This is a genomic window from Streptomyces malaysiensis subsp. malaysiensis (assembly GCF_040653035.1).
Taxonomy (GTDB): Bacteria; Actinomycetota; Actinomycetes; order Streptomycetales; family Streptomycetaceae; genus Streptomyces; species Streptomyces malaysiensis.
Window position 1 is genome coordinate 1 of record NZ_JBEZNG010000046.1, and the last position, 23,696, is coordinate 23,696.

General features: G+C 66.7%; 22 protein-coding genes and 6 pseudogenes. 11 read left to right on the forward strand and 17 right to left on the reverse strand.

Translation table 11 applies throughout. The features are described 5' to 3' along the window. Positions 1–12: 12 nt before the first annotated feature. The 3 genes and pseudogenes from AB0E24_RS43460 to AB0E24_RS43470 form a co-directional block, all read right to left on the reverse strand. Positions 13–1,212, reverse strand: a complete 1,200-nt coding sequence (locus tag AB0E24_RS43460) for a hypothetical protein (RefSeq protein WP_359385382.1) — start codon at positions 1,210–1,212, stop codon at positions 13–15. Between the two features lie 374 nt (positions 1,213–1,586). After that, positions 1,587–2,135: pseudogene (locus tag AB0E24_RS43465) on the reverse strand (transposase); the annotation flags it as partial. A gap of 59 nt (positions 2,136–2,194) precedes the next feature. Further along, complete coding sequence (locus AB0E24_RS43470) at positions 2,195–2,653, reverse strand: Lrp/AsnC family transcriptional regulator (RefSeq protein ID WP_093706845.1); 459 nt, start codon at positions 2,651–2,653, stop codon at positions 2,195–2,197. A 142-nt stretch (positions 2,654–2,795) separates the two neighbouring features. Between AB0E24_RS43470 and AB0E24_RS43475 the strand changes: the two genes are divergently transcribed. Continuing rightward, the gene (locus tag AB0E24_RS43475; RefSeq protein ID WP_284705793.1) at positions 2,796–3,734 is read left to right on the forward strand and encodes a DMT family transporter; all 939 of its coding nucleotides are present in this window, start codon (positions 2,796–2,798) and stop codon (positions 3,732–3,734) included. 91 nt (positions 3,735–3,825) lie between these two features. Beyond that, positions 3,826–4,059 (forward strand): annotated as a pseudogene (locus AB0E24_RS43480) (leucine zipper domain-containing protein); the annotation flags it as partial. Here AB0E24_RS43480 and AB0E24_RS43485 read toward each other — a convergent pair. The 7 genes and pseudogenes from AB0E24_RS43485 to AB0E24_RS43515 all read right to left on the reverse strand — a co-directional run. After that, positions 4,053–4,644 (reverse strand): annotated as a pseudogene (locus tag AB0E24_RS43485) (transposase); the annotation flags it as partial. The pseudogenes AB0E24_RS43480 and AB0E24_RS43485 overlap by 7 nt on opposite strands. A gap of 235 nt (positions 4,645–4,879) precedes the next feature. Beyond that, on the reverse strand, positions 4,880–5,911 hold the full coding sequence (locus AB0E24_RS43490) for an LLM class F420-dependent oxidoreductase (RefSeq protein WP_359385385.1): 1,032 nt from the start codon (positions 5,909–5,911) through the stop codon (positions 4,880–4,882). 22 nt (positions 5,912–5,933) lie between these two features. Continuing rightward, on the reverse strand, positions 5,934–6,734 hold the full coding sequence (locus AB0E24_RS43495) for an SDR family oxidoreductase (protein WP_359385387.1): 801 nt from the start codon (positions 6,732–6,734) through the stop codon (positions 5,934–5,936). Continuing rightward, a complete protein-coding gene (locus AB0E24_RS43500; RefSeq protein ID WP_147964816.1) occupies positions 6,734–7,618 on the reverse strand; it encodes an amidohydrolase family protein in 885 nt (294 codons plus the stop codon). Before AB0E24_RS43500 ends, AB0E24_RS43495 begins: the two co-directional genes overlap by 1 nt. A gap of 45 nt (positions 7,619–7,663) precedes the next feature. After that, positions 7,664–9,259, reverse strand: a complete 1,596-nt coding sequence (locus AB0E24_RS43505; RefSeq protein WP_359385389.1) for an AMP-binding protein — start codon at positions 9,257–9,259, stop codon at positions 7,664–7,666. Positions 9,260–9,349: 90 nt separating this feature from the next. Beyond that, positions 9,350–10,126 carry a helix-turn-helix domain-containing protein gene (locus AB0E24_RS43510; protein ID WP_359385391.1) on the reverse strand — a complete coding sequence of 259 codons (777 nt, stop codon included), beginning with the start codon at positions 10,124–10,126 and terminating at the stop codon, positions 9,350–9,352. Between the two features lie 32 nt (positions 10,127–10,158). After that, positions 10,159–10,575 (reverse strand): hypothetical protein, encoded by a 417-nt coding sequence (locus AB0E24_RS43515; protein ID WP_359385393.1) that lies wholly within the window; start codon positions 10,573–10,575, stop codon positions 10,159–10,161. Between the two features lie 12 nt (positions 10,576–10,587). Here AB0E24_RS43515 and AB0E24_RS43520 point away from each other — a divergent pair, with 12 nt between their 5' ends. From AB0E24_RS43520 to AB0E24_RS43535, 4 genes are all read left to right on the forward strand, one after another. Beyond that, positions 10,588–10,797 (forward strand): hypothetical protein, encoded by a 210-nt coding sequence (locus AB0E24_RS43520; RefSeq protein ID WP_359385395.1) that lies wholly within the window; start codon positions 10,588–10,590, stop codon positions 10,795–10,797. 169 nt (positions 10,798–10,966) lie between these two features. Further along, positions 10,967–11,467: a TetR/AcrR family transcriptional regulator gene (locus AB0E24_RS43525; RefSeq protein ID WP_069870924.1), complete on the forward strand. Its 501-nt coding sequence runs from the start codon at positions 10,967–10,969 to the stop codon at positions 11,465–11,467. 14 nt (positions 11,468–11,481) lie between these two features. Beyond that, complete coding sequence (locus AB0E24_RS43530) at positions 11,482–11,841, forward strand: hypothetical protein (RefSeq protein ID WP_359385397.1); 360 nt, start codon at positions 11,482–11,484, stop codon at positions 11,839–11,841. A gap of 4 nt (positions 11,842–11,845) precedes the next feature. Further along, positions 11,846–12,874, forward strand: a complete 1,029-nt coding sequence (locus tag AB0E24_RS43535) for an alpha/beta hydrolase (RefSeq protein ID WP_359385399.1) — start codon at positions 11,846–11,848, stop codon at positions 12,872–12,874. Positions 12,875–13,024: 150 nt separating this feature from the next. Here the strand turns inward: AB0E24_RS43535 and AB0E24_RS43540 are convergent. Beyond that, positions 13,025–13,722: pseudogene (locus AB0E24_RS43540) on the reverse strand (IS5 family transposase). A 547-nt stretch (positions 13,723–14,269) separates the two neighbouring features. On the opposite strand from AB0E24_RS43540, the gene AB0E24_RS43545 reads away from it, so the two are divergent. Beyond that, entirely contained in the window at positions 14,270–14,527 is a 258-nt protein-coding gene (locus AB0E24_RS43545; protein WP_069870915.1) for a hypothetical protein, read from the forward strand. Beyond that, a complete protein-coding gene (locus AB0E24_RS43550; RefSeq protein ID WP_174885714.1) occupies positions 14,524–14,907 on the forward strand; it encodes a PIN domain-containing protein in 384 nt (127 codons plus the stop codon). The genes AB0E24_RS43545 and AB0E24_RS43550 overlap by 4 nt, the downstream gene beginning before the upstream one ends. A gap of 279 nt (positions 14,908–15,186) precedes the next feature. Here the strand turns inward: AB0E24_RS43550 and AB0E24_RS43555 are convergent, their stop codons facing one another. Next, positions 15,187–16,116 carry a helix-turn-helix transcriptional regulator gene (locus tag AB0E24_RS43555; protein ID WP_359385402.1) on the reverse strand — a complete coding sequence of 310 codons (930 nt, stop codon included), beginning with the start codon at positions 16,114–16,116 and terminating at the stop codon, positions 15,187–15,189. Positions 16,117–16,290: 174 nt separating this feature from the next. Between AB0E24_RS43555 and AB0E24_RS43560 the strand changes: the two genes are divergently transcribed. Then, positions 16,291–16,983, forward strand: a complete 693-nt coding sequence (locus AB0E24_RS43560; RefSeq protein WP_359385404.1) for an SDR family oxidoreductase — start codon at positions 16,291–16,293, stop codon at positions 16,981–16,983. 368 nt (positions 16,984–17,351) lie between these two features. On the opposite strand, the gene AB0E24_RS43565 is transcribed toward AB0E24_RS43560, so the two are convergent. The 3 genes from AB0E24_RS43565 to AB0E24_RS43575 form a co-directional block, all read right to left on the reverse strand. Continuing rightward, the gene (locus AB0E24_RS43565; protein WP_359385406.1) at positions 17,352–17,825 is read right to left on the reverse strand and encodes a COG4315 family predicted lipoprotein; all 474 of its coding nucleotides are present in this window, start codon (positions 17,823–17,825) and stop codon (positions 17,352–17,354) included. Between the two features lie 123 nt (positions 17,826–17,948). Beyond that, positions 17,949–19,172: a Dyp-type peroxidase gene (locus AB0E24_RS43570; protein ID WP_359385408.1), complete on the reverse strand. Its 1,224-nt coding sequence runs from the start codon at positions 19,170–19,172 to the stop codon at positions 17,949–17,951. A 112-nt stretch (positions 19,173–19,284) separates the two neighbouring features. Next, positions 19,285–20,292 (reverse strand): heme o synthase, encoded by a 1,008-nt coding sequence (locus tag AB0E24_RS43575; protein WP_359385410.1) that lies wholly within the window; start codon positions 20,290–20,292, stop codon positions 19,285–19,287. A gap of 173 nt (positions 20,293–20,465) precedes the next feature. Between AB0E24_RS43575 and AB0E24_RS43580 the strand changes: the two are divergent. After that, positions 20,466–20,714 (forward strand): annotated as a pseudogene (locus AB0E24_RS43580) (helix-turn-helix domain-containing protein); the annotation flags it as partial. 96 nt (positions 20,715–20,810) lie between these two features. On the opposite strand, the gene AB0E24_RS43585 reads toward AB0E24_RS43580, so the two are convergent. Then, positions 20,811–22,073, reverse strand: a complete 1,263-nt coding sequence (locus AB0E24_RS43585) for an MFS transporter (RefSeq protein ID WP_359385414.1) — start codon at positions 22,071–22,073, stop codon at positions 20,811–20,813. A 228-nt stretch (positions 22,074–22,301) separates the two neighbouring features. Between AB0E24_RS43585 and AB0E24_RS43590 the strand changes: the two are divergent. Then, positions 22,302–22,544: pseudogene (locus AB0E24_RS43590) on the forward strand (IS110 family transposase); the annotation flags it as partial. Positions 22,545–22,686: 142 nt separating this feature from the next. Here the strand turns inward: AB0E24_RS43590 and AB0E24_RS43595 are convergent. After that, the gene (locus tag AB0E24_RS43595; protein ID WP_359385416.1) at positions 22,687–23,481 is read right to left on the reverse strand and encodes a DJ-1/PfpI family protein; all 795 of its coding nucleotides are present in this window, start codon (positions 23,479–23,481) and stop codon (positions 22,687–22,689) included. Positions 23,482–23,696: the final 215 nt, after the last annotated feature.

Here is a 23,696-nt window from a genome sequence, read left to right on the forward strand (position 1 = left end):
GGGGGGCTGTTCCTATCGATCGGCCATCGCTGTGCTGATCTCCGATGCCACCGACGGCAGGTCCCAGTAGGAGGAGTGCGTCCACAGGCCAGTGCTTGCCGGGTGCGGCACACAGATATCCACGGGAGCGCTGCCGTCGTGGAGCTGGAACACCCCGGCGGCGACGAAGGCCAGCATGTCGAGTGGTTCCCAAAGGTTCGTCCAGCGTGCCAGCGAAGGAGGCAGCACGACTGGCCGACTGCCCGAGTAGGGCAGGATCTGACCGCCTCGGGGGTCGCACGCGTGGAGGAACGCTGCCTGGGAGCCGAAGGTCACCAGTGAGGACGTCCACAAGGGGGCGGCCGCGGTGGCCATGTCGACCGCGATGACTCCGCCAAGGCTGTGGGCGGCCACTCGCACCGGGCGGTCGGAGGTGCGCCCCAGGGCGGGGTCCACGCTGTCGATGGACTGTCGCACCCGGGCGTGGATCGCCTCCCGGTGGCGTTGATAGACCAGAGCGTCACCCAAAAACCGTGTGGTGCCGGGCCCGAACTTGGTGCGCAGCGCGTCGTTCAGGCGTCCTGCGGTCGCCTGGATCGCGGCCCCGGCGACCCGGTCCAAGTCGCGCAGCCGATTGCGCACCATCCTCCGGAGCCGCCCCTCGCCTTCGTCGCCCGCGCGCAGTCCATCGTACGAACCGGCTCCGTCAGCCCGGAGGTCGGCGGCCTCGATGAGGGCCTCGGCCAGGGACCGGCCAGTTTCGAAGAGCAGGACGGAGTCGTCAGTACGCCGTAGCCACTCGGTCGTGCGCCATTCCCCGGCCAGGTATTCCAGGATCCCGTCCGCGTCACCGTGGCGTGGACCATCCCGCATGCCCGAACCGGCCTGCTGTTCCGCGCTCGCGAGTCGCTCACGCACGGCGGTTTCCACCTGTGTCCACTGGTCGGGCGCCTGGGGGGCCGAGGCCAGCGCCGAGACGAGCGCCGGCTCCGGTATGACGGGGCTCGGTGGTTCGTTCATACCCCGCAGTCCGCCGCTCTTCCGGGCGCCCGGAACTGCCACGGGGCGGGTCGGGAGCGCCGCTGTGACGAAGCGGTCGTCGGCTCCGAGATCGCCCCAGTAGATCGGCACCATGTCGAGGCCGGAGGCGGTCTGCAAGTCGGCCACCGTCGCCGTGAAGCCCTCCTGGTCGCGGTTGGCCACCCCATGAATGACGAAGACCGGATCGTCCATGCTCTGCCGCTCCTTCACGAGTTGACGCCGGTGCTGCCAGGAATCGTGAGGGGACACGACCTCGCAGCCCCTCCGGCAGGCTCATCCAGCGCGTCACCCGTCCAGTCGACGTGTTGGAAACCGTGCGGTGGTTCATGGCCCGGACAGTACGCCCGGAGGTATCCACAAGCACGCTGCCGATGAGCCCCGGCGCGAACACAACAAGGTCATCCCCCATGCACGAACTATCCCACGGCATGCGGGGGTTGAGTTCGCGACCGTGACGACCCGCGACCGAGAAGCTCTTCGCGGTCCCGATCGCTCCATGCCCGCCTGCACAATCTCCCCCTCGCCGGATAGCGTGAGCGGTCCCGCCAGAAGAGATGTGCAGCCAGCAGGTTGGATAGCCAGTAGTCGGTGGGAGCCTCGGCCTCTTCGGGCCTTTCGACCAGCAGCCAGCAGTCGGGCAGGATGCCGTTCCACCAGACCTGTTCGGCCGAGGCGGCGGCGCGGATGGGACGTTCGACGGCGTTGCCGGCCGGGCGGACGCGCATGGCGGCGAAGCGGGAACGTAACTCACCGCGTGAGCCCTGCCGCCAGGTGAGGGAGGTGAACGCCTCCTGCCCGAGGCTGGCGGCAAGGGCTGCCACTGAGGGTGCGGGGTGGCGGTAGCGGGGCTGGGGCCGGCAGTCGACGAGGCCCTTGCGGTCCGGGGCTGTCGGCTGGGCGTCGAATGGGTGGGCGGTCACGTCCGCGGGGACGGCCAGGATGTAGTCGGTTCCCCGCTCCGCCAGGCCGGCCCGAAGGTGGGCGTTGGTGCCGTAGGCGGCGTCGGCCACCACGACCGGCGGCCTCATGCCCCAGCCGGCCAGCGTGTCGAGCATGTCCAGGTGATGCAGACTTCGGCCCGGGGCAGGTGAGCCGTCCTCGACCGACCTGGCCACGGCAGCGTCCGTGATCGCCGGATGGAATATGGTCGCGTCCGGGCTCCGCCGAGAAGGTGTCAGTCGGATGTGGTGGGTGGGGGGACGGGGGCCCACGCCTTGGGTGAGGAGAGGACGAAGGACGTCGCGGGCTTCCCGAGCTCGTTGAGCTGGTCAATCAGTGGCTCCAGCGCCCCGATCTCATGTGCCACCACGCGCAGGATGTGGTCGTCGGTGCCGGTGACGCGGTGGTCTTCGAGGATGTGCGGCGTGGCCTGCGCGATGTGGGCGGTCTGGTGGGACTGGCGCACGCCTGTGGTGGACAGCACCACGAATGCCTGGACGGGCCAACCGGCCTTGGCCGGGTCGACGCGGGCTCCGTAGCCGGTGATCACCTGGAGACTTTCCAGGCGCCGGACGCGGGCGGCCACGGCCGGCGGGCTGAGCCCTACCCGGCGTGCGAGTTCCCGGAAACCGAGCCGGGCGTCTTCCTGTAGCAGCCCGAGCAGCTGCCAGTCGGTGGAATCGAGAGTCGCCATGCCGTGATCACATCTCACGACTTAACGATTGGCAAGTTTCCTGCCTCTCCAGAGGCATGGTATGCATTCCAGAGCTCAGAGGTCCTTGCATACGGTCTGCGCGTGCCCGATCCGGGCGCCCCTTCGACCCCGTGGAGTACTGATGAGCCGCCGTGGCCTCTTGTTGTTCATGATCACGTCCGTACTGTGGGGGGTGCCTTACCTCCTGATCAGCGTGGCGCTGGAGGGCATGGGGCCGGCCAGCGTGGTGGCGGGGCGTGTCGCGCTGGGGGCCCTGGTGCTGTTGCCGGTGGCGTGGCGACACGGCCTGCCCCGGCTGCTGGGTGAGCGATGGCGTCCGCTGCTGCTGCTCGCCGTGATGGAGGTCGCGGTGCCGTTCACGCTCATCGCGGTGGGTGAGCGCACCGTGCCCTCCGGGCTCGCCGGGGTGCTGATCGCCACCGAGCCGTTGTTCATCCTGGCCCTGGGCCTGTTCTGGGGGAAGCGCGAGCGGCTGGCGCGCGGGGCGTGGGCCGGTGTGGCTCTCGGCTTCCTCGGTGTCGTCGTCCTGCTCGGCGTGGTCGTCGCAGGCGCCGGCGCGCTGCTGGTGCTCGCCGCTGCGGCCTGCTACGCGGTGGGCGCGGTGCTGTTGCACCGGCTCTTCCCCGACGTGCCGCCCCTGACCGTCAGCGCGGGCATGCTGACGCTGGCTGCCGGCCCGCTGCTGGCGGCGGCCGCGATCGCGGAACCGGCTCCCCAGGTCACCACCCGGGTCCTGCTCGCGGTCCTCGGCCTGGGCGTGGCCTGCACCGCGGGCGGATTCACCGCGTTCTTCGCCCTGATCGCCACCGAGGGCCCGGCCCGCGCCGCGTTCATCACCTACGTCGCCCCGGTCGTCGCCGTGGCCTCCGGCGTGCTCCTGCTCTCCGAACCGGTCACCACACGCACGATCACCGGCACCGTGTTGATCCTGGCCGGAGCCGCACTGGCCGCCCGCCGCAGCAGCAGCGACACCCCCTCAGCCGACAGCACCGCGGCACGACCGTCCCGCACCGGCACCATCCCAGCGGCCGAGAACGAACAGACCGGTGGTGCGCGGTAAGGCGTGACCGGTCCTTGCCGCGCCGGACAGCACGGCCCTGATCACCACGCAGAGCTTCCCCTCCCGGGACCAACAAGAGGAGTTCGGGGCCGTGCCCCATCGCAATGCACCCCTGACCGAGACCGGGCGGCTCCGGCCGGCCCGCTGCGTGGTCGAGGACGGCTGGCCGCTGCGACGGGCGGCTGAACGCTTCCAGGTCTCTCCCACCACCGCCCAGCGGTGGGCGGGCCGCTACCGCGAGTTCGGCGAGGCCGGAATGGCGGACCGCTCCGCACGCCCGTTCCGCAGTCCTCGGCGGACCCCACCCGCACCGAACGCAAGGGTGGCGATCGCCTCGCCGGCGGTGTTGGTGGCGAAGCAGGTCAAGCGCATCCCGTCGGCGTCGGTGAAGCGCAACTGGGCGCCGGGGTGCGGCCGTTCTTCCGCACGATCAGCCGCAGCCCCTTCGGCCAGCCGGTCAGGCAGTCGCCAGCGAGTTCGGCCACCGGGGCGCCGTCGTGGACATCGCCGTCGGGTTCCACGGTCGGCGTCCAGACCGAGGCCGGTACCTTCAGGACGGCTTGGTGGATGCCGTTGGTGATGGTCACACCGACCGAGTACGACAGCCACCGCCGCGCCGGGCGAGCCAGGCGACGAACTCGTGGGTGCCACCGCCAGAGTCGATACGGATCAGCGTCTGCCGCCCCCGCCGCAACCGTTTCGGCCGATGTCCATGATCATCTGCCTGCCCGCGTCCGGCGCCGCATCACCGGCCAACTTCCAGACGCGTTCGCGTACTCCAGCACGGGCGGTGCGCAGCGCGGCCAGGAAACCGCTGTCCACCCGCGGCCAGCTTGCCGATCAGCCGGGAGACCGTCGGGTCGGAGGCCACCGGCCCGAACACGGCCGGCTCGGCCCGCAACATGCTCACATAAGGGCGCAGGCGCACACGGCGAGGGTGGCTTGACACTGACAGGCATGGGCATCCGCCGGTCGGTCGTAGGCATGATGGGGCCCGTCGCTGGGGCCGGGTCCTTGACCGGTTGCTCGACTTCGGCAGGACTGGACGGGGCGAGTCGCTTCAGCGATCCCGGGGCGGAGTCCACCACCTCGGGGTCATTAACCGTCAAGCGCTGCAAGGGGTGTTGCCTGGGCAGAAGCGGAAGTCAGGCCACCCACTCTTTGAGTTGACGTACGAGTCCGGCGGGGTCGTCGCCGGTCGGGGCCACCTGGAGATTGGTGACGCCGGACTCGCGGAAGGCTTCGATCCGCTCCCGGACGTAAGAGGCTGGGCCGACGAGGTTGACCTGTTCAAGGAGTTGGAATGGGACCTTGGCCTCGGCTTCCTTCTTCTTGCCGTCGAGGTAGAGGTCCTGGATCTCCTCGGCCTCGGCTTCGTAGCCGTAGCGTCGGACGAGGTCGTTGAAGAAGTTCTTGCCGCGGGCGCCCATGCCTCCGATGTAGAGCGCGAGTATCGGCCGCGCGAGGCCGAGTATCTCCTTCACGTCCTCGCCGATAGCGACGATGCCACCGGCGACGACCTCCAGGGGCGTGAGGTTCTCGGAGCGCTTCGCGGTTCCCGCGGCAAGCGCGTCGCCCCATACCCCGGCGGCGCCCTCGGGGGAGTACAGGAAAGGCAGCCAGCCGTCGGCGTACTCCGCCGCCCCTTCGACTGATTTCGGTCCCAGCGCGGCGATGTAAAGCGGAACCGAGGGACGCAGCGGCTTGGTCATGATCTTCAGCGGCTCACCAAGGCCGGTGCCCTGGCCGGCCGGGAGCGGGATCTCGAAGGAGCGGCCGCTGTAGTCGACCGCCTCGCGCCGCAGGGCCGCGCGGATGATCTCGACGGTCTCCTTGGTACGGCCGGTCGACTGTACGAAGGGCATGCCGTGCCACCCCTCGATGATCTTCGGGTTGGAGGCGCCGAGGCCGATGATGGCACGGCCGCCGGACACGCTGTCGAGGCCGGCCGCGGTCGATGCGAGCATGGTCGGGGTGCGGGAGTAGACGTTGAGGATGGCTGCGCCGATCTCCACGCTTGAGGTGCGGGCCGCCAGGTAGCCCATCAGGGTTGGCGAGTCGTAGCCGTACCCCTCGGCGACCCAGACGGTGTCGAGCCCGGCGGCCTCGAGTCGAATGATGTGGTCAGCGGCCTCGCGCGGGTCGGTGCCGTAGGGGAGCATCGTCGAGATCTTCATGGTCCGCTTCATGAACAGTGCCTCACTTGGAAGTCGGCGAGTCGAAGCTCGCGCCCATGCCGATGCCGGCGCCACCGTCGACCGGGATCACCGCGCCGGTGACGAATCGCAAGTTGGGCGACACGAGCGCACCGACCAGGTCGGCGAACTCACGGGGCTCCCCGATGCGTCCCATCGGTACCCCGTTCCCGAGACCGGCTTTGGACAGCTGTGGCTGCCGTTCCAGCAGTCCGCCCAGCAAGGCGGTGTCGAAGAATCCGGACAGCAGGGTGTTGACGTTGATGTTCTGCCTGGCGACCTCCAGGGCGAGGGTCTTGGCGTAGCCGATCACCGCCGACCACACGCCGACGGACGCCGCCATGCCGACCGCCGGGCGCTCGACGACGCCGGAGACCACGTTGAGGATGCTGCCGCCTTCAGCGGTCATGTACGGCAAGGTGGCCCGCACAGATCTCACCACGTAGAAGAAGTGGCGCTCGAAGGCATTCAGCCACACCTCGTCGGTGAGCTCGGAGATGCGCCGGATCGGCGGTCCGCCGTCGTTGGTGACCAGAACGTGAACGGCTGGACCGAACCGCTCAAGGGTCGAGGCGGTGACGCGCTCGATGTCGGTGTCGGCCGAGCAGTCGGCGGTCAGCCCGAGGACTTTTTCCTCGCCGTATGTACCGGCAAGCTGTTGCGCGGCGGCTGTGACCTTCTCCGCGCGTCGCCCGAAGAGCGTGACGTTGGCGCCTTCCTTCAGAAGACGATCGGCGATGGCGTATCCGAGGCCGTCGCTGCCACCGCCGACGATGGCGACCTTGCCGGTCAGTCCGACGTCCATCACTGAACTCCGATCGAGGTGAGGAAGGTCTCGGCGTTGCCGGAGAACACGTCATCGAGGACGTCGGAGGAGAAGCCTTCCTCGCGCCACTCCTCGACCAGCCTCTCGTGGGTGAGCATCGGGTAGTCGGCTCCGAAGAAGACCTTCTTGCGCAGCCGCTTACCGATCTCGCGCTTGAGCTCGTCGGGGAAGTAGCGCGGCGACCAACCGTGCAGCTCCATCCACACGTTCGCCTTGTGCAGTGCGACAGCGATCATCTCCGACTGCCAGGGCCACGCCACCCGAGCCGCGATCACGTTCAGATCGGGATGCTTGGCCGCGACGCGGTCGACGTAGCGGGGGTGGCAGCCCTCCAGGGTGATGCCCATGCCTCCGCGAGTGCCGGCCCCGGTGGCCGACATGCCGACATGGACCAGGATGGGACGGTTGGCCTCGATGCACATGTTCAGACAGGTCTCCCATTCCGGCTGGTCGGGTGTCCCGGCCGGCGTGAACGAGTGGACCGTCAGTCCGACGAGTCCCGTCCCCTCGCTCAGGCAGCGTTCGAGTTCCTTGACATGAGCCGGTTGCGTGGGATCGATGCCGATCCAGTTGCCCAGTACGACGTCGGGGTGCTTGCGCGCATAGTCGAAGGCGTAGTCGTGCTGGTCGCGTAGCGCACCGGCGTCCATGGTGTGGGTGAACGCGAAGTCGAGCATCGCCTTGACGTTGGCGCGGCGAAACTGGACGGCCTGCTCCTCGTCGCTGACGAAGCTCATGCCCCACTTGAAGTAGCCCCGCAGGGCCTCGCGGTCCTCGGCGGTCTCGTACGGGCTTCCCTTCCATCCTCGCTCTGTGCCCCAGTGGGAGTGGAAGTCGATCAGTCGGGCTGGCGGTACGTTCACACTGCGTGCCTTTCGTGAATGGCCGTGGGAAGGGCATCGGGATGGTCAGTGGATATTGCGGGTCGAGTCGGCCCAGAACGGCGCGCGCAGGCTCTTCTTGTCGATCTTTCCCACCGGCGTGGCGGGAAGTGAGTCCACGACTACGACCTTCTTGGGCGCGTATATCGAGCCCTTGACCTGCTTCACGTACGACTGGAGCGCGGGAATGTCGACCTGTTGCCCCGGTCGCGGGACCACGAACGCGGTGACGATCTCGCCCCAGCGGCTGTCCGGCACGCCGATGACGGCGGCTGAGCCCACCGAAGGGTGCGCTGTCAGAACGGCCTCGACCTCGCTGGCGTAGATGTTGAAACCGCCCGAGATAATCATGTCCTTCTTGCGGTCCACGATGTAGATCAGGCCCTCGGTGTCCTGGCGGGCGAGGTCTCCGGTGTGGAGCCATCCCCCCTTGAGTGCCGCTTCTGTCTCGTCGGGGAGGTTCTTGTAGCCGTGCATCACCCCGCGGCTCTGCATGGCGATCTCGCCCACCTCGCCCAAAGGAACGTCGTGGCCGTCGTCGTCGATGAGCCTGATGCGGTTGCCGACCACGGGACGGCCGCAGGAGGCGAGTCGTTCAAGGCTCGCGGTCTCGTGTGCGGCCTTGGTCAGGACCGTCCCGATGCCGGCCGACTCCGTCTGACCGTAGATCTGGGAGAAGACCGGACCGATCCGTTCGCGAGCCTCCGCCAGGCGCACCGGCGACATCGGTCCGGTGGCGTACCAGATGACCTCAAGGCTGGAGAGGTCTCTGGTCTCCGGACGCTCCTGATCCAACAAGGTGTAGATCATCGTCGGAAGGCCGCTCATACAGTTGATGCGCTCGGCCTCGATGACGTCGAGGAACCGGCCGGGTTCGAAGCCCTGCTCGATCACGACCGTGCCGCCACGCAGCAGTGCCGGGATGACGGCCAGCCCGGCCGCGTGGGTGAGCGGGGCCGCTGCCAGGTACCGCGGGAGGCGCGGCTGCTCGAAGTCGGCCAGGTACGCATAGACCATCTGCACCATCGACCGATGAGGCTGCATCACGCCCTTGGGTCTGCCGGTCGTCCCCCCGGTGTACTGCAACCAGGCGACATCCATCTCCGTCGCCGGACCACGGTCGAGCGATCGAACCGCCGGGGGCTCGCCCTCGGGCAGACCACCGGCGGCGGGGATCACCATCAGGTGTCGCAGGGAGTCGACCTCGGCGAGGACTTGGCGTCCATGCTCCTCCAGGGGCGCGGTCACCACCAGCACCGTGGCCTCTGCGTCCTCGCAGACGGTGATGTGGTCCGTGACCGAGGCCAGGGGCAGCAGCCCTGTGAAGCGGCCGCCCAAGAGATACGTCGCGGCCTGGACGATCCACGATTCAGGCATGTTCGGACTGAGCATTGTGACCCCCACGCCGAGCCCCACTCCCCGATGGGCCAGCGCGGCCACGTACTGCGAGAGAAGGTCCCTGACGTGCGCATAGGTCAGTCGCCGGTCACCGGCCACGAAGGCCTCGGACGAGCTGTGCCGACTGAGCACCTGCATGATCAGGTCACCTAGCGTGACCCCGGAGGATGCCGTCGTGGCGGCTGCCGAAGCCGCAGTGCCGTGACCCGGAAGGTGGTGAGACATGCCTCAAATCGTGGCCGCCGAGCGGGCGGGCGTGCCACCGATGTTCCGCCCGGAATTTCGGATAACCCGCCAGGCAGACGGAGGCAGTGCTCAGCTGTGAGCTGCACCCGCTGTGGAGCGGTAACGACCGGGCGTCTGACCGACGAGATCGGTGAAGGCGTTGATGAAGCTGCCGGGGTTCGCCCAGCCAAGTCGCATCGCCGTCTCGGTGACCGAAGTACCTTCACTGAGTCCGAGCAGCGCTCGCTGAATCCGAAGCAGCGTGCGCCACTGGTGGAAGCTCATCGACAGTTCGCTGCCGAACAGCCGACTGAGAGTCCGTTCGCTCGAGCCGGTTCGGCGCCCCAGCTCCGCCAGCGTCGCGGAAATGGCCGGGTCGGCGTGCAGCAGGTCGGTGACGGCCTTGAGGCGAGGATCGCTCGGCTCCGGCAGCCGTAGTGGCTCCTGCGGGGCGCGGATCAGCTCCGCGCCGATCACCGCGAGCAGCAGACGGCCACGCTCACTGGCGGCAGGCTCGTGCTCGCTGCTCATCGCCAGGTATGCCTCGCGCAGCAGCGCGCTGGCCACGAAGACCGACGGCTCGGGCGGCAGTTCCTCGGACAGTGCTTCCGGAACCGGGAGCACGCGGACATCGGTCTCGCCGTAGGAGCGACTGCTGTGAACGTAGAAGGGCGGCACCCACGTGATGCGGTTCGCCGGTGCCACCCAGGTGCCGACCTTGGTCGTCGTGACGAGCGCCCCGGAGGCGGCGTACCTCAACTGGCCGTAGTCATGAAAGTGCGCGGCGATGTCCTCACCGTGCCCCAGAGGCTCGCAGACCGGCGAGTCGTCGGTCCAGAACACGGCCTGCTGCGCAACCTCAGTCATCAGAAGACAGCGTAGCCCGCATTGGCGGGCGATCAGAATAGGAGATCACGAATCCAGCAACGCGCCCGTGAGGGCCCACTCCGCATCTGCGGCTGGCTTATCCGAAGAAGCAGCCCCGTGAGGCCCTCGCCCAAAGCGATCGGCTCCAGCTTCTGCACGAGCTTCTCGATCCGAAGCGATGCCGCTTTCTGCGAGACCGTGCAGCCGCCATCCTGCTCGTGCTCTTCGCCCAGCGCCTCACCCGCATTGCCGCCCTGACCATGGACGATCTCGACCTCAACGGAACCGAGGTACAGGTCGCCTTCGGCGAACACGGCCCGGTCCCCGTTCCAGAGCCTTTCGGGCAGGTCCTGAGAAAACACGCCGAGAACAGAGGGCCCTACAGCATCGCCACCAATCGCAGCAGTCCATGGCTCTTCCCCGGCCGCTGCCCGGGACAGCACATCCACTCGACCTACCTGATGAACTCCCTGCGAGCCAGCAACGTCCCGCTCGTCGGCAGCCGCATCGCCGCACTCAGGGCTCTGGTCTCCGAGATACCGCCCGCCATCGCCGCCCAGGCCATCGGCTACACCGCTCAGTGCGCTGAGCGACACGCTCAGGTCTCCGGCACGACGTGGACGAACTACGTTCCCAATCGCCGACGGCCCAACCAACTCACGACATCGTGATACGCGATGCCGTCAGTAGGTTCTGAGTAGCTCCCTGAAGCGGCTTGACACGGCGCAGCAGTCTCGAGACTGTCCCGCAACTTCTGGAAGACCGGGCCTCGAAGGGGATCGGGGATTGAGGAACGATCGTTCTTGACTGATCGTTCCTCAACTGTCTACTGTAGTGGTCATGGGTAGGCCAAGAGCATTCGACGAGGACGAAGCAGTGCGTGCCGCCGTGGGCTTGTTCGGCGGACGTGCGTATGACGGTGTGTCCGTTGACGACCTTGTCACCCACCTCGGCGTGCACCGCAACAGCCTGTACAAGACGTTCGGCAGCAAGCGCGGCCTCTACCTGATCGCTCTGCGCCGCCACCTCACCGATGACGTCCGCCCTTTGCTCGACGCCCTGGCCGGGGAATCGGACGCCGCGGCCGCGCTGCGACTCGTCACCTCGGCCGACCTTGGCCTGCTTCTACTCGCGGCGATCGAACGCGCACCGGTCGACGAGGAGGTCGCCTCCGAGGTGGCAGCCGCACTGACAGCCATCGACCAGGCGATCGCCGACGCGCTCGGCGTTCCCGCCGACATGGCCACCGCCCTCACCGCCGCTGCGCTGGGCATCCTCCTGCGTGGCAACCCCGACAACGCTGTCAACGCGCTGACCGAACACCTCATCCCTCTCACCTGAAAAGGGAACCTGACATGGCACTGATACGTATCGACGGCGACGACCTCGTCGTCGTGATCGAGGGTCTCGACAAGCTCTGGTCCTTCAAAGGCAGTCTGACCATCCCGCTAGCCAACGTCCGTGGCGCGACCGCCGACCCCGGTATCGCCACCGAACCCAAGGGAATCCGCGCGCCGGGCTCCCGCGTACCCGGTGTGATCACCGCGGGCACATTCCATCGGGATGGTGAAAAGGTCTTCTGGGACGTCAGGGATCCGTCGAAGGCTGTCGTGGTCGAACTTGCCGACGAGAGGTACGCACGCCTGGTTCTCCAGGTCGACGACCCTCGCGTGACTGTTGCTCTGGTCGAGAACGCCCTGTCTGAAGCGAGGTAGGCCAATGTTTCGACACTTGGCAGTGGCTGTGATGGCACTGGCCGTCGTCACCGCCACCCCGGCCGCGGCGACGCCCGGTCTCGTGCCTGCCGCCAACCGCGAGATCGTCTTCACGGTCGACGGTACGACCGTGTACGGCACCTTGCACGTTCCCGAGCATCGTGCCGGGCAACGGCTGAGGGCGGCACTGCTGCTACCCGGCAGCGGACCCACCGACCGCGACGGCAATCAACCGCCCGGGTCCGCACCGGACACCCTGGCACAGTTGGCGGACGGGCTCGACAGGGACGGAATCGCCACGCTGCGGTTCGACAAGTACGGCACCGGCCGCACCGGACTCGGCGCCTACCGGGACCACCCGGAAGAACTCGACTACCCGGCATTCGTCCGCCAGGCACGGGCCGCCTACGAGTCGTTGCGCGATCAGCCGGAGACCAACCCGCATGCGCTGCTGATCGTCGGGCACAGCGAGGGCGCGATGACGGGGCTGCTGCTGGGCGGCACCGTCCGCCCGCGCCCGGCCGGCCTGGCGCTTCTGCAACCGCAGGCGATCCGCATGCTGGACCTGGTCGCGCTCCAACTCAAGGCCCAGGTCGCCGAAGCAACCAGGCAGGGCCAGTTCACACCGGAGCAGCAACGCACCGTCAACGCGGCCATCGACGCTGCCGTCACCTCCCTGCGCGAACACCGACCGGTCGACGCCACCGACCTGCTCCCCGCGATCGCCCAGCTCTTCGAGGCGTTCCAAGGCCCCAACGCCCGGTTCGTGCTAAGCGATGACGCCGTCTACCCACCGGACACCGCCGCCGCACTCCGGCCGGGAACCAAGGTGCTGCTGACGTGCGGCACGAACGACGCCCAGGTCCCCTGTGTCACAACGAACGCCCTGACGGCCGCCCTGCGTCACGCGCATGCCGGTGGACCGGGCCGAGTGGCGCTGCCGAAAGTGGACCATCTGCTGCACGACGCCGACCACCCGAACACGCTCGCGCCGCCCGTACTCGACACCCTGCGCCGGTTCGCTCGACACTGACGCCGACCGAGGACGTCCCCGAGTGGCGGTGCCATCCCGTCTACCGCCGCCTGGGGTTCCGCTCTTGTGGCCAGTTCACCGAGCACGCCATCAACCCCTGAACCACCCAAACTCCGTTGGCCCTCCGTCCGCCTTTCCTGACGCTGTTGGTCACAACCACTCGTTGATGGCTGCTACGAGGACAGTGGCCTCGTAGCGGACCGCAAGCTGTCGTATCTCGTGGCCACAGCGCGGTGTCTTTTGAGGCGGTCAATGCCGCACTCGACGGCGTGCCGAGCCTTGTAGTCCTCGGCGCCGAACCTGGGCAGCCGGCCACCACACGAGCCGAGCTTCTTGCGGTTGCGGATCTCGTCGGCCTTGTCCGGGATGGTGCAGCGGATGCCGCGTCGGCGCAGGTAGGCGCGGTTCTTTCGGGACGCATACGCCTTGTCGGCGCGGACCCGGTCGGTCCGGGTCCGTGGACGCCCCGGCCCCAGGCGGGCGACACGGACCTGGTTCAAAACGGGCTCGAACTGAGGGGAGTCGCCGCGCTGTCCGGCAGTAATCACGATGGACATAGGCATCTGACCCTGCTCGACAGCCAGGTGCAGCTTGGTGGTGAACCCGCCGCGTGACCTTCCTAGCCCGTGATCGCGGGGCTCGGTGAAGATGCCGCCCGGTGGTTCCTTCTGTAGGTCGCCTTGCTTGCGGGCTCCGGCCGCATGTTGGTGGGCGCGGCAGATCGTGGAGTCGATGCCGTCGATCAGCCGACGCCGGGGCCAGACGGGGGGCCGCCCCACCCTGGCACCCTTCGGCAACAACGGCTCTAGCGCCGCGCACTGCTCGTCCGTGAGATCTCCCCGACCCATGAACGTGATCATTCACAGCCCAAGATTCACTTTCGATACACGGCCTGGCAGCGAGGAGAAGGTGTACGAGAGGAACCACCGTCCGAAGCCCTGTAACTGTCGCACTCGACTCAAACCTGACGGATACAGGTCGAGATGCAGCGCGTGACCGTCACTCGTTCGGGTCCGGGGTATAGGTGGGCACCTGCCTCCTTGATCGATTTCGTGGTGAACGTGGGAACCATCGCATCGGCCACCGATTCGCCCGCGTCGGCCCGCGACGCCGCATGCGGGGCTACGCCCGCGTGTCCCCGTGGCGAAACCCATCTCGGCGCGTGAGTAACGGCTGCCGACGTTGGTGTCCGGGGGGCCACCCATCAGGCTGTCCCGGGACGTTCGCGGAGGCTGACTACTGGGTGGAAATGGCGCGCGCAGGTGTGGGACCTGTGGTCGATCTGTTCCGCTTCGAGGGATGGCCATCAGATGCGGGAGCTCCGTCCCTCGGAGCGAGACATTGCGGGTACGGGTGCGTACCCGTACCCTGATGGTGGCTGGAAGGAGTGTCTGTATGTCTGATGCCAATATCCGGATCCCTGAGGAGGCACGTGACCGCCTTGCTGAGGTCGCTGCTGCTGAGGGCCTGTCCCTGCGTGCCTACCTTGCACATCTCGCCGAAACCGTCCTGACCCCCACTGAGCGGGCCGAGCGAGCCGAGCGGGCGCGGGCAGTGCTCAAGGAATGGAACGGTTACGACCCCGATCCTGCTCAGCAGGCGGAACTCGACGCAGAGTTGGACCGACGCCTGGGACAGGCGGACGCTGCGTGAGCACTGCCATTCACGTGATCCTCGACAGCTCCGCCATGGTGGCTGCCGGCCGCGGCAATGCCCTGGCGTCCCGGCTGATTCACCGCGCCCATGCCGAGTCGGGCTGGCTTCTCCACGCCACGACCTGCGCCTTGATCGAAGCAGACCGGGAAAGGAGGGGAACAGCTGAGCATATTGCCGCTCTGCCTGGTCTTACCTTCTTGGAACTCGATCTTCCCGCCGCCCTCGTGGTGGCACACGGGCACGACGACTGGGCCGTGGCACACACGCTGTACGCGGCCCAGCCCAGCTCAGACCGCCCGGAGGGAGCTGTCATTGCCACCACAGCAGCGTCCTTGTGGGAACCTCATCCGGTCCGCACCCTCGACCTCAACCCGTAGCCCGCACGCTCGAGCAAATCGTGCGGCGCCGTACCGTTCCACTCCGTAACGGGGGATCCGGCGGGGCATGGTCCTGACGGAGGCTGCCCTCTGACCGTTGCCTTTCAACCACCCTGCATCCTCGGCCACTGCGTTGGGGCGGAGCGGAGCGGGGGCGGGGTGGAGCGGGCGGTCGGCGGGCCGCGATGGCGATGTGCTCGGGCGAGCATTCCGCGAGGCACGGCTCAGGCAGGTTGGAAAGGCTCAACCCCTGGACAGCCACCTCATGAACGCGTGAGGTCAGCGGGACGGGCGGATCGGTTCCGTGGCTGAGGTCTGCGATGCTGTCCAACTGGCGAGGAGTTTGACGCGGTCCTCCGAGGGGGTGCCCGGCTCGGCGGTGTAGATGATCAGGTCGTGTACGGCCCGTTGAGGCAGGGGCAGGTCCAGGGAGCGGAAGGTCATCTCCAGACGGCCGACTTCGGGATGGTTCAGCCGCTTGATGCCTTCGTGACGGATTCGGACGTCGTGACTGGCCCACATGGTGCGGAAGTCGGCGCTGAGCGTGGACAGTTCGCCGACAAGCTCACGCAGGGCCCGGTCGTGGGGTTCACGTCCGGCTTCGGCGCGGAGCACTGCGACCGTGGCCCTCGCGCCTTCCTCCCAGTCGACGAAGAAGTCGCGGGAGCCGGGGTCGAGGAAGAAGTAACGGGGGAAATTGGCGCAGCCGCGGTCGCCGGTGGTGTCGCTGTCGAACATCGGTGAGTACAGGGTCCTGCACAGCGCGTTGCCGGCGACGATGTCCAAACGGCCGTCGCGTACGAAGGCGGGGGCCATGGTCATGGAGTCCACCATCCATTGGACGGGAGACGGGATCTTGACGTCCTTGCGGCGGTGCGACCTGCGGCGGGTGGGGCGAGCCGCTCTGGCCAGTTCGAGAAGGTAGGTGCGCTCGTCCTCATTGAGGAGCAATGCCTGCGCGACTGCTTCCAGCACGTCCTCGGAGACGCCGCTGATGTGGCCCTTCTCCAGCCGTGTGTACCACTCGGTGCTCACGCCGGCGAGGGCCGCGACCTCCTCGCGCCGTAGTCCCGGAACCCGGCGGCGTCGGCTGGTGGGCAGTCCGACCCGCTCCGGGGCGAGCTTGGCGCGTCGACTGATGAGGAAGTCGCGGATCTCCGAGCGGTTTTCGGTGGGATCACCGGTGCGGTTTTCGGACGGAGGTTCCATTCGTCCAGCTTACCCATGGCCCTGTCGATAGAGAGGTTGTGTTTATACCCCCCATAAACGCGACCTTGCCCGTCTCTGACGGCGCCGGTTGTCTGGGGTCGGCGGATTCGAACGGCACTTCTTCATCGCGGGCCGCCGTCCGCCGTAGCCCATCCACACCTCAGGAGCATGACCATGACTGGCAAGACCGTACTGATCACCGGCGCGACCAGCGGTATCGGCGCCCACACCGCGCGGTTGCTCCTCGACCGCGGCCACCGTGTGGCGGTCACCGGCCGCAACGAGAGCAAACTGAAGACTTTCCTCGACGAGGCCGGCCGCCCCGACCGGCTGCTGGGTCTGGTCGCTGACGCGGCGGACTGGCAGGCCACCGAGTCGGTCGTGACCCGCACCGTGGAGCATTTCGGTGCCCTTGACGCGGCGGTGGCCAACGCCGGATTCATGTCCGGTGACTCCATCGGGGCCGGTAAACCGACGTCGTGGGCGCCGATGGTTCTCACCAACGTCCTCGGCCCCGCCCTGCTGGCCCATGCCACCCTGCCCCATCTCGAGGCCACTGGCGGACGGCTGGTGCTCATCGGCAGCGTCGCCGGGCTGAAGAACTCTCCCGCCAATCTCTACTCGGCCACCAAGTGGGCTACCACCGGACTCGCCGAGAACCTGCGCCTGCACGCCACGACCCGCGGCATCGGTGTCACTCTTGTCAACCCCGGCATGATCGACACACCCTTCTGGCAAGGCGCCAGCGTTCCCCCCTTCGCCCTGCCTCCCCAGCGCATCGCCGAGGCCATCTGCTTCGCCCTCGACCAACCGGCAGGCGTCGACCTCAACACCCTGACCATCCGGCCCATGGGCCAGCCCGTCTGACCACGCTCGGTTTCCACACCACGCCGCTCACTGAGCCTTTTCCAACCTGCCTGACGGGTAGGTCAGTTGGGCACCCGCAAGACCGTCACCGGCCTCGCCCGCCGGCTCCCCGCATCCCCGCCCGAACTACCCGCGCATCCTTGCCGCCTTCAACGAGTCGACCAGACCCCTGCGGGCCAAGGACGTCTGCCAGGCGGAGCCCCGAACCGTTGCCGAAGAACATCGAAGGCACCCGGGCCAAGCTGAAGCGCCTGGTCAAACTCGGCATCCTTACCGAAGCGGCCGCCGGCTGCTTTGCGCGCCCGACGATTACAGTAACCGCCCTCTGACAGTTCGGCTGCTTGTTCGCCTCTCACCGACTTCGCGCTTTATGGCATAAGAGGTTTACCGTCAGGTTTCATGACGTACCAGTAGCCGCCATTCAGGAAGACGTCCTGTCCGCGATGTTGACCAGGTGCCTTATCGGCGGCGTATCGGTAGAGCGGCCAACCGTTATAAGTAACGACGTGACCGCCAGCGGGGTTGGGCAGCTTGCCCAATAGGGCTACGTCAACTCCGTCACCAGCTGCGGTGGACGCATTATCGGCGACCGAGAGTGGGGGCCAGACAGTCGCACAGCCGAATGTGCAGCTAACCGTCGAGGCGTTGTCCGGCTTAAAGGCATAGAGAACGTTGCCCTTGCCATCGACGAGTATGTCGCCAAGATCTTTGGAGTCCAGTACTGCTATGGCCGATGTTCGAGCACCAACCTTTGCTGAGCCCCCGGCTGTGCAGCCGGCGAGTGTGGCGGCGATGCCTATAGCTATTACAATCGAGAACAAGCGACGTGTAGACGTCGACACACCTGCAACCTTTCTGTAAGCCTCATTGAGGCGAGTGGCGAATATGCGCAGCGGAGGCTCGCGGCGTCGATCAACTGACGAAGTCGGATATGTCAACGCCTAATCAGCAAACCATTTTCGCGATCAGCTTAGGAGCGATCGCCCATACCAATCATGTCTCCCAACGACCCCGGGCAGGATCGCGAACAGGGCGCTGGACGTAGCCAGCGTGAAGTGTGCGAGGGCATCTGATTTGGCCAGTCGTTGCTGTACCGGTATAAAACTGGTAGTCGGATCGGCCTGGTAGGAGACAAAAATCAGGCCAGCGTCTTCATCTCCTGCGGCCCCACTTGCCTGTCCGATCGAGTAGGAATAGGACCGACGGAGCATCTCTTCACCAGCGCCTCGGCGGGGCGCGGCAAGGCGGATATGGGCGTCGTCCGGGATGATCAGTGCCCCGGACGGATCCTTGGCGTTCAGATCGACCGGATCGGATTCCTTGTGCGCCCCCAGTGGGGCTCCCGATGGTATGTGTCGACCGACCGCGTGGTCCCGTGTGCTCGATCCCGCACTTTCCCATTTACTCAAGAGTATGCGGAATTGGCGCACGACGACGTAGCTTCCACCTGTCATCCATGCGGGTGAAACTGCGTCGACCCAGACCGGCCCACCTGTGGATGCACGGCTGACGGCGATGTTATTGGTGCCGTCGATCTGGCCCATGAGATTGCGGCCATTGCTGCTAGCGGTCGAGGCAGCAGCACCGCGGAAGCCATTCATCTGCCAGCGGGGCCGCAGGACCCGCTTTGCAGCCGCGCGAACGGCACGTACGGCGCCCCCAAGGTATATGGCGTCATCGGAACAAAGCTGCACGAAGACCGCGCCATGTGAGGCGGCGACTTCGAGTTCATCCCCGGGGAACAACGGCAGGTCGACGAGTGCAGGCGGGCGCTTTATGTCAAGTTGGTCGAGAGCGGCGCCTCCGAGCCCCACGGTCATGGTGAACTTTCCTGGCGTTGAGCCGGTAGACACCAGTGATGTATCGGCAGAGGTGTCTCCCCTCATCAGAGCCGCCGCAAGACCCGTCCACGCTCGCATCACGTCCGCCAGGTCAGATTTTACTGTCGAGTCTTTGAGATCGAAGGCGAGAAAAACCGCGTTGGTTGGGGTCGGATCGGCGATGCCCGGCTGGTGGGCGCCAAAGAACGGGATAGAGGAGGGCGTATGGTGTGTCGGCGAGGGCGCCGCGCTGGCCGTTCCTTTGTGTGGGAGCTGCGTTCCGGCGGCAGTTCCTACTGCTGCCGCGCCCAGCGTGGCAGCAGCACTGCTGGTCAGGAACCTCCGGCGGGTGTGTTTCTGCACGTTCATTAGTCAGCTGTTCCAGTTTCCGTGTGGGTGAACGATGCGCTTGAGATCACGGCAGTAAACAATGCGCGCTGAATGTTAGGAGCAGGCGCGGGAGGCCGGTGCGACAGAGTTTTCAGCTGAGTCGGTATTTCACGAGTGTATCGATGGCCACTGCGGCGAACAACAATGCAAGATACGCATTCGATACCACAAACATCTGCATTGGTCGCGCGGCGGCTTCCGCTCGACGGGCAGCGGCTCGGAGTCGAAGAGCTTCCCATACGAACCACGCTCCACCGACTACAGCCACCATTGCATAGGTCCAACTCATTCCTGCAATAGGAATGAGGAGAATGGAAGTCATGGCAGTCACGACGGCATATGCAATCACTCTCTTGGCGACGTGCTCGATTCCGTGGATTGCGCCGAGCATGGGGACGCTGACGCAACGGTAGTCCTCGCCGTACTTGACGGACAAAGGCCAATAATGAGCCGGGGTCCAAAAGAAAATCACTAGAAAGAGTATTACCGCCGGCCATGACAAGGTTCCTGTCTCTGATGCCCAGCCGATGAGTACAGGGAAGCAGCCCGCGATGCCGCCCCATACGATGTTTTGCTCAGTGCGACGCTTGAGGAGAATTGTATACACGACTACGTACCATAGAATCGCGCAGACAGACAGTGCAGCGGCCAGGTAATTCAGAAGGCACCAGAACCAAACCGTTGAGGAGATGGCCAGGAGCCAGGCGAAGATCAATCCAGACCGCGGTGTCACCTCTCCGGTCACCAAAGGGCGACCAGATGTGCGTCTCATCCGGGCATCCATGTCTCGGTCTAGGTACATGTTGAAAGCCGATGCGCTGCCTGAGCTGGCCGCTCCACCGATGAGTGTCGCCACCATGAGCGGCAAATTCGGCAAGCCGCCATGAGCCAAAACCATGGTCGGCACAGTCGTGACAAGTAGGAGTTCCATTACTCGCGGCTTTGTCATAACAACATAGGCGCGGACGCGTGGAAATCTTCTATATGTAATTGAGTCTGACGGATCGCGCGTGAGATGGGATGCGAGTTGTTTGCTCTGCTCTTCTGAGTCTCGGTCCTTAGTGCGCACGCTGTTTTGTCGAGCGTCTCCGCTGGTCACAACGGCCTACCTTTCCGGCGTAGGGCGGCAAGCTTCACGGCGGCTCCCGCATCGACTCTCGATCTGCGCCACTTGCAGTCTAACTGCAAGTTCGAGGCGTCTTGAACGGGGGTCGGTGATCCGTGCTGTCACGGCTATTGACCTTTGCGGCGTGATGTCGTTGGGGGCTGACGATGTGTGATCGTCGGCAGGCGTTTCGCGAGCGGATCCGGCTGGAGGCCGTGGAGCGATTCGCTGCCGGTACCTCCAACGCCGAGGTCGCCAAGGACTTACGGGTGAGTGTGCGCTCGGTGCAGCGCTGGCGCCGGGCCTGGCACGACGTCGGGGGGCTGCGGTCTGCCGGGCCCGTCTCACGGCCAAAGCTGAGCGAGGCCCTGTTCACCGTGCTCGGGCCCGGGCCGCGCGTGAGGACGCTGCCAGACGTGTTCGCCTACACCCAGGCCAAGGGTCAACGTCACACCGGGTGTGGACGCGAGACGCGTCCACTCCGAGGGTGTCCCCTGCGACGGTTCGGGTCCTCAGGCCTCGGCCGCTGGGCGCGCTGAGGCCACGGACAAGTCGAGCGCGTCCGCCACTCTCGCGTTCCGCCTTCCGTATCGCTGCTGCCACACCAGCAGCGGCCCGGCGACGGCGAGTACCAGCACGTTCGACATCCGCCATCCCAGGGTGTCGAACGCGGTGGCCGACAGCAGGGACGCGACGACGGACACGGCACCGGTGGCGGCCTCCACGACCGCCTGGAGGCGCGAGCCCCGGCCGGTTGCGTAGCTGCGTACCAGGAGCGCCGTGCCGGCCAGGTACGTGAAGTTCCAGCCCACGCCCGCACAGATCATCGCCGTCATCATGGTGGCCGCGCCGTCGCCGGAGGCCCCCGCGACCCCGCCGAGCAGCGTGATCCCGATACCGGTGAGCGAGGTGTGCCAGGGGCCGATCCTGCGCATCAGCTCGCCGCTGATCAGTGCCGGGGCGAACATCCCGACCAAGTGCCACTGGATCAGTGCGGCCCCCAGCTCCGCCGAGTGGTGGGCGTGGACGTTGGCCAGCGGCCCGATCGCCATGACCAGCGTCATCAGGGCGCCCGAAAGCGGCAGCAGGACGAGCGCAGCCACGAAGTTCGGGTTGCCCCGGCCCTCGCGGTAGGTGGCCGGCCCGGCTGCGTCGTCCTCTCCGCCGGCGTTCGTACCGGCCGGCGGGGCCGCGGCCCTGGGCTCGCGTGAGACGGTGAGCGCCAGCGGTACCGCCGCCAGTCCGAGGAGCGCGACCAGCGCGTACGACCCGATGAACTCGACCGCGAAGGCACGCGAGGCCGCCAGCGCGACGAACGGTCCGAGGAACGCCGCGATGAGGCCGCCGTACATGACGATCGACAGCGAGCGCTCCTTGCGGCCGTCGGGCGCGAGGTCGGCGGCCAGGTAGCGGATGTAGCCACCTGTGGAGCGGTACGCGCCGAGCAGCGACGTGGCGAGGCACAGCAGCCAGAAGGCGTTCGCGTACACGGCAATCATCGACAGCAGACCGCCGACGACCGCACAGCCGCCGCCCATCGCCAACACCGCGCGGTAGCCGTAGCGGGCCGTCAACAGCCCCGCCGCGACCGAGGCGAGCAGGCCGAAGCCTGTGATCAGGGTGAGCGGCAGGGTCGCCAGGAGCGGGGTGGGCGCCAGGCGGAGTCCGGCGAGAGAGGTGAGGGTCAGGTCGACGCTCACCGCTCCGTAGTAGATCGTCTGCGACGCGACCAGCCGGGTCAGGTCGGCGGCCGAGCGCGGGGGGCGGGGGGACATGCGGATACTCCCTAAGAACGTCGGCGGTCCGGGAGGACCGGGTGTGGCTGATGCGGAGTTGGCGTTGATGGCTCAAGGAGAGTGGCCGCCCGATCCTCCGGGACGCTCCGGCTGCTGATTGAGCGTTACGGTCATCGCTGGTCAGGGACTTGTCCGCGGAGTGTTCCTCGGGCTGCGAAGTGTTGGTCACGACGGATACGGAGGGGCGGGATTGAGCACGGCTCACGCCTGGAGCGGGCGTTCGACTACTCCGCCGCCAAGGGCCCGCTCGTCATGCTCACCGATTGCCGGACCCCGGCCGCCCTGCGCCGGATCGGCGTCAAATGACTCACCACCTGGCTGGAACGCCGCAAGGTTCGCGGTGCCGACACCGTCGCGGCCAAAGCCGTCGAGGCCGCCCCGAGCCGGATCACCGCGCTGCCCACAGAAAAACGGGCCGCCCAGCTGGTGCGCCAGGCGCCCTATCAGATGCCGCTACATCCGCCATGCAGCGGAGGAAAGCGGTGGCCTTGACGTCCGTGTTGTACTCGTGCGGCTAGCCGCACGAGTACAACACGGACTCCGGCACGACTTCGCCCAGGTGGTGGATCTGGTCACCGGTCCATCGTCATGCTCAGTTGTTGACGATGCCAGCAGCGGGATCGGCGTTCTCTTCTGATACGGGGTGCGAACTTGTTGCTGCACGCTGTTCCAGCACGTGGGACACAGCGTTTCGGAGGGCGGTGTCGGGCTCGGCCATGAACCGCGTGCGCAGTGCGACAATTTCGGGACCTGCGCTCTCAGGCGACCCGGCGTTGAACGGCGGCTCCGGGTCATACTCCATGACGAGCTGTGCAAACCTTGCGGCCTTCTGGCCCAGGGTGTGTGCGACGACGGTGAGCCCGAAATCGATTCCCGCGGTCACACCGCCCCCGGAGAACCTGTTCCGGTCGATGCACACACGCTCGGTCGACACCTCGACGCCTAGCCGTGCCAGCTGGTCCCGGGACGCCCAATGCGTAGCTACGCGGTAGCCGTCGAGCAGTCCGGCCGCCGCAAGAACGAGCGGACCGTTGCAGACCGCGGTGATGTAGGAAGCGGTCGCACCGCGGTCTGCCAGCCAGGCGATGGTGGCCGGGTCGAGCATCGGCTTGTCCACCATCCCGCCACCAGGAACGAACAGGATGTCGAGCCGCTCGGGGCAGTCATCGAAGGTGGTGGTGGGAGCGATGGTCATGCCGCCGTCGTCCGAGACGACAGGGTCGAGGGTCTCGGCCACGAGGTGGACCTTCATGCCCGCCAGCGCAAACGCGGTGTATGGACCAACAAGGTCGAGTGCGGTGTGTCCCTCGTAGAGAAGGATGCCGACTTCCAGTGGCTGTGCATCGCCTGTCAGGTGATCGGGCCAGTTCGTGGTTTGATCCGTCATTTTTCGGAACCTCGTAAATTAAGCGCTTGTAGTGTTCCTGTCGTACTGAAACGCGGGAGGCGGGTACTCCACCGCGCCGTTCACCGCCAGGAGTGGAGACTGCCTCACCCACAAGTTACAGTCAAACTGAAATTCTCGACCGAGTGAGGTGCCGTGACCGTCCCGCCGCAGCCCACCAGTACCGCCTTCCTGCTCGCGGCCTTCGGCAGGCACGT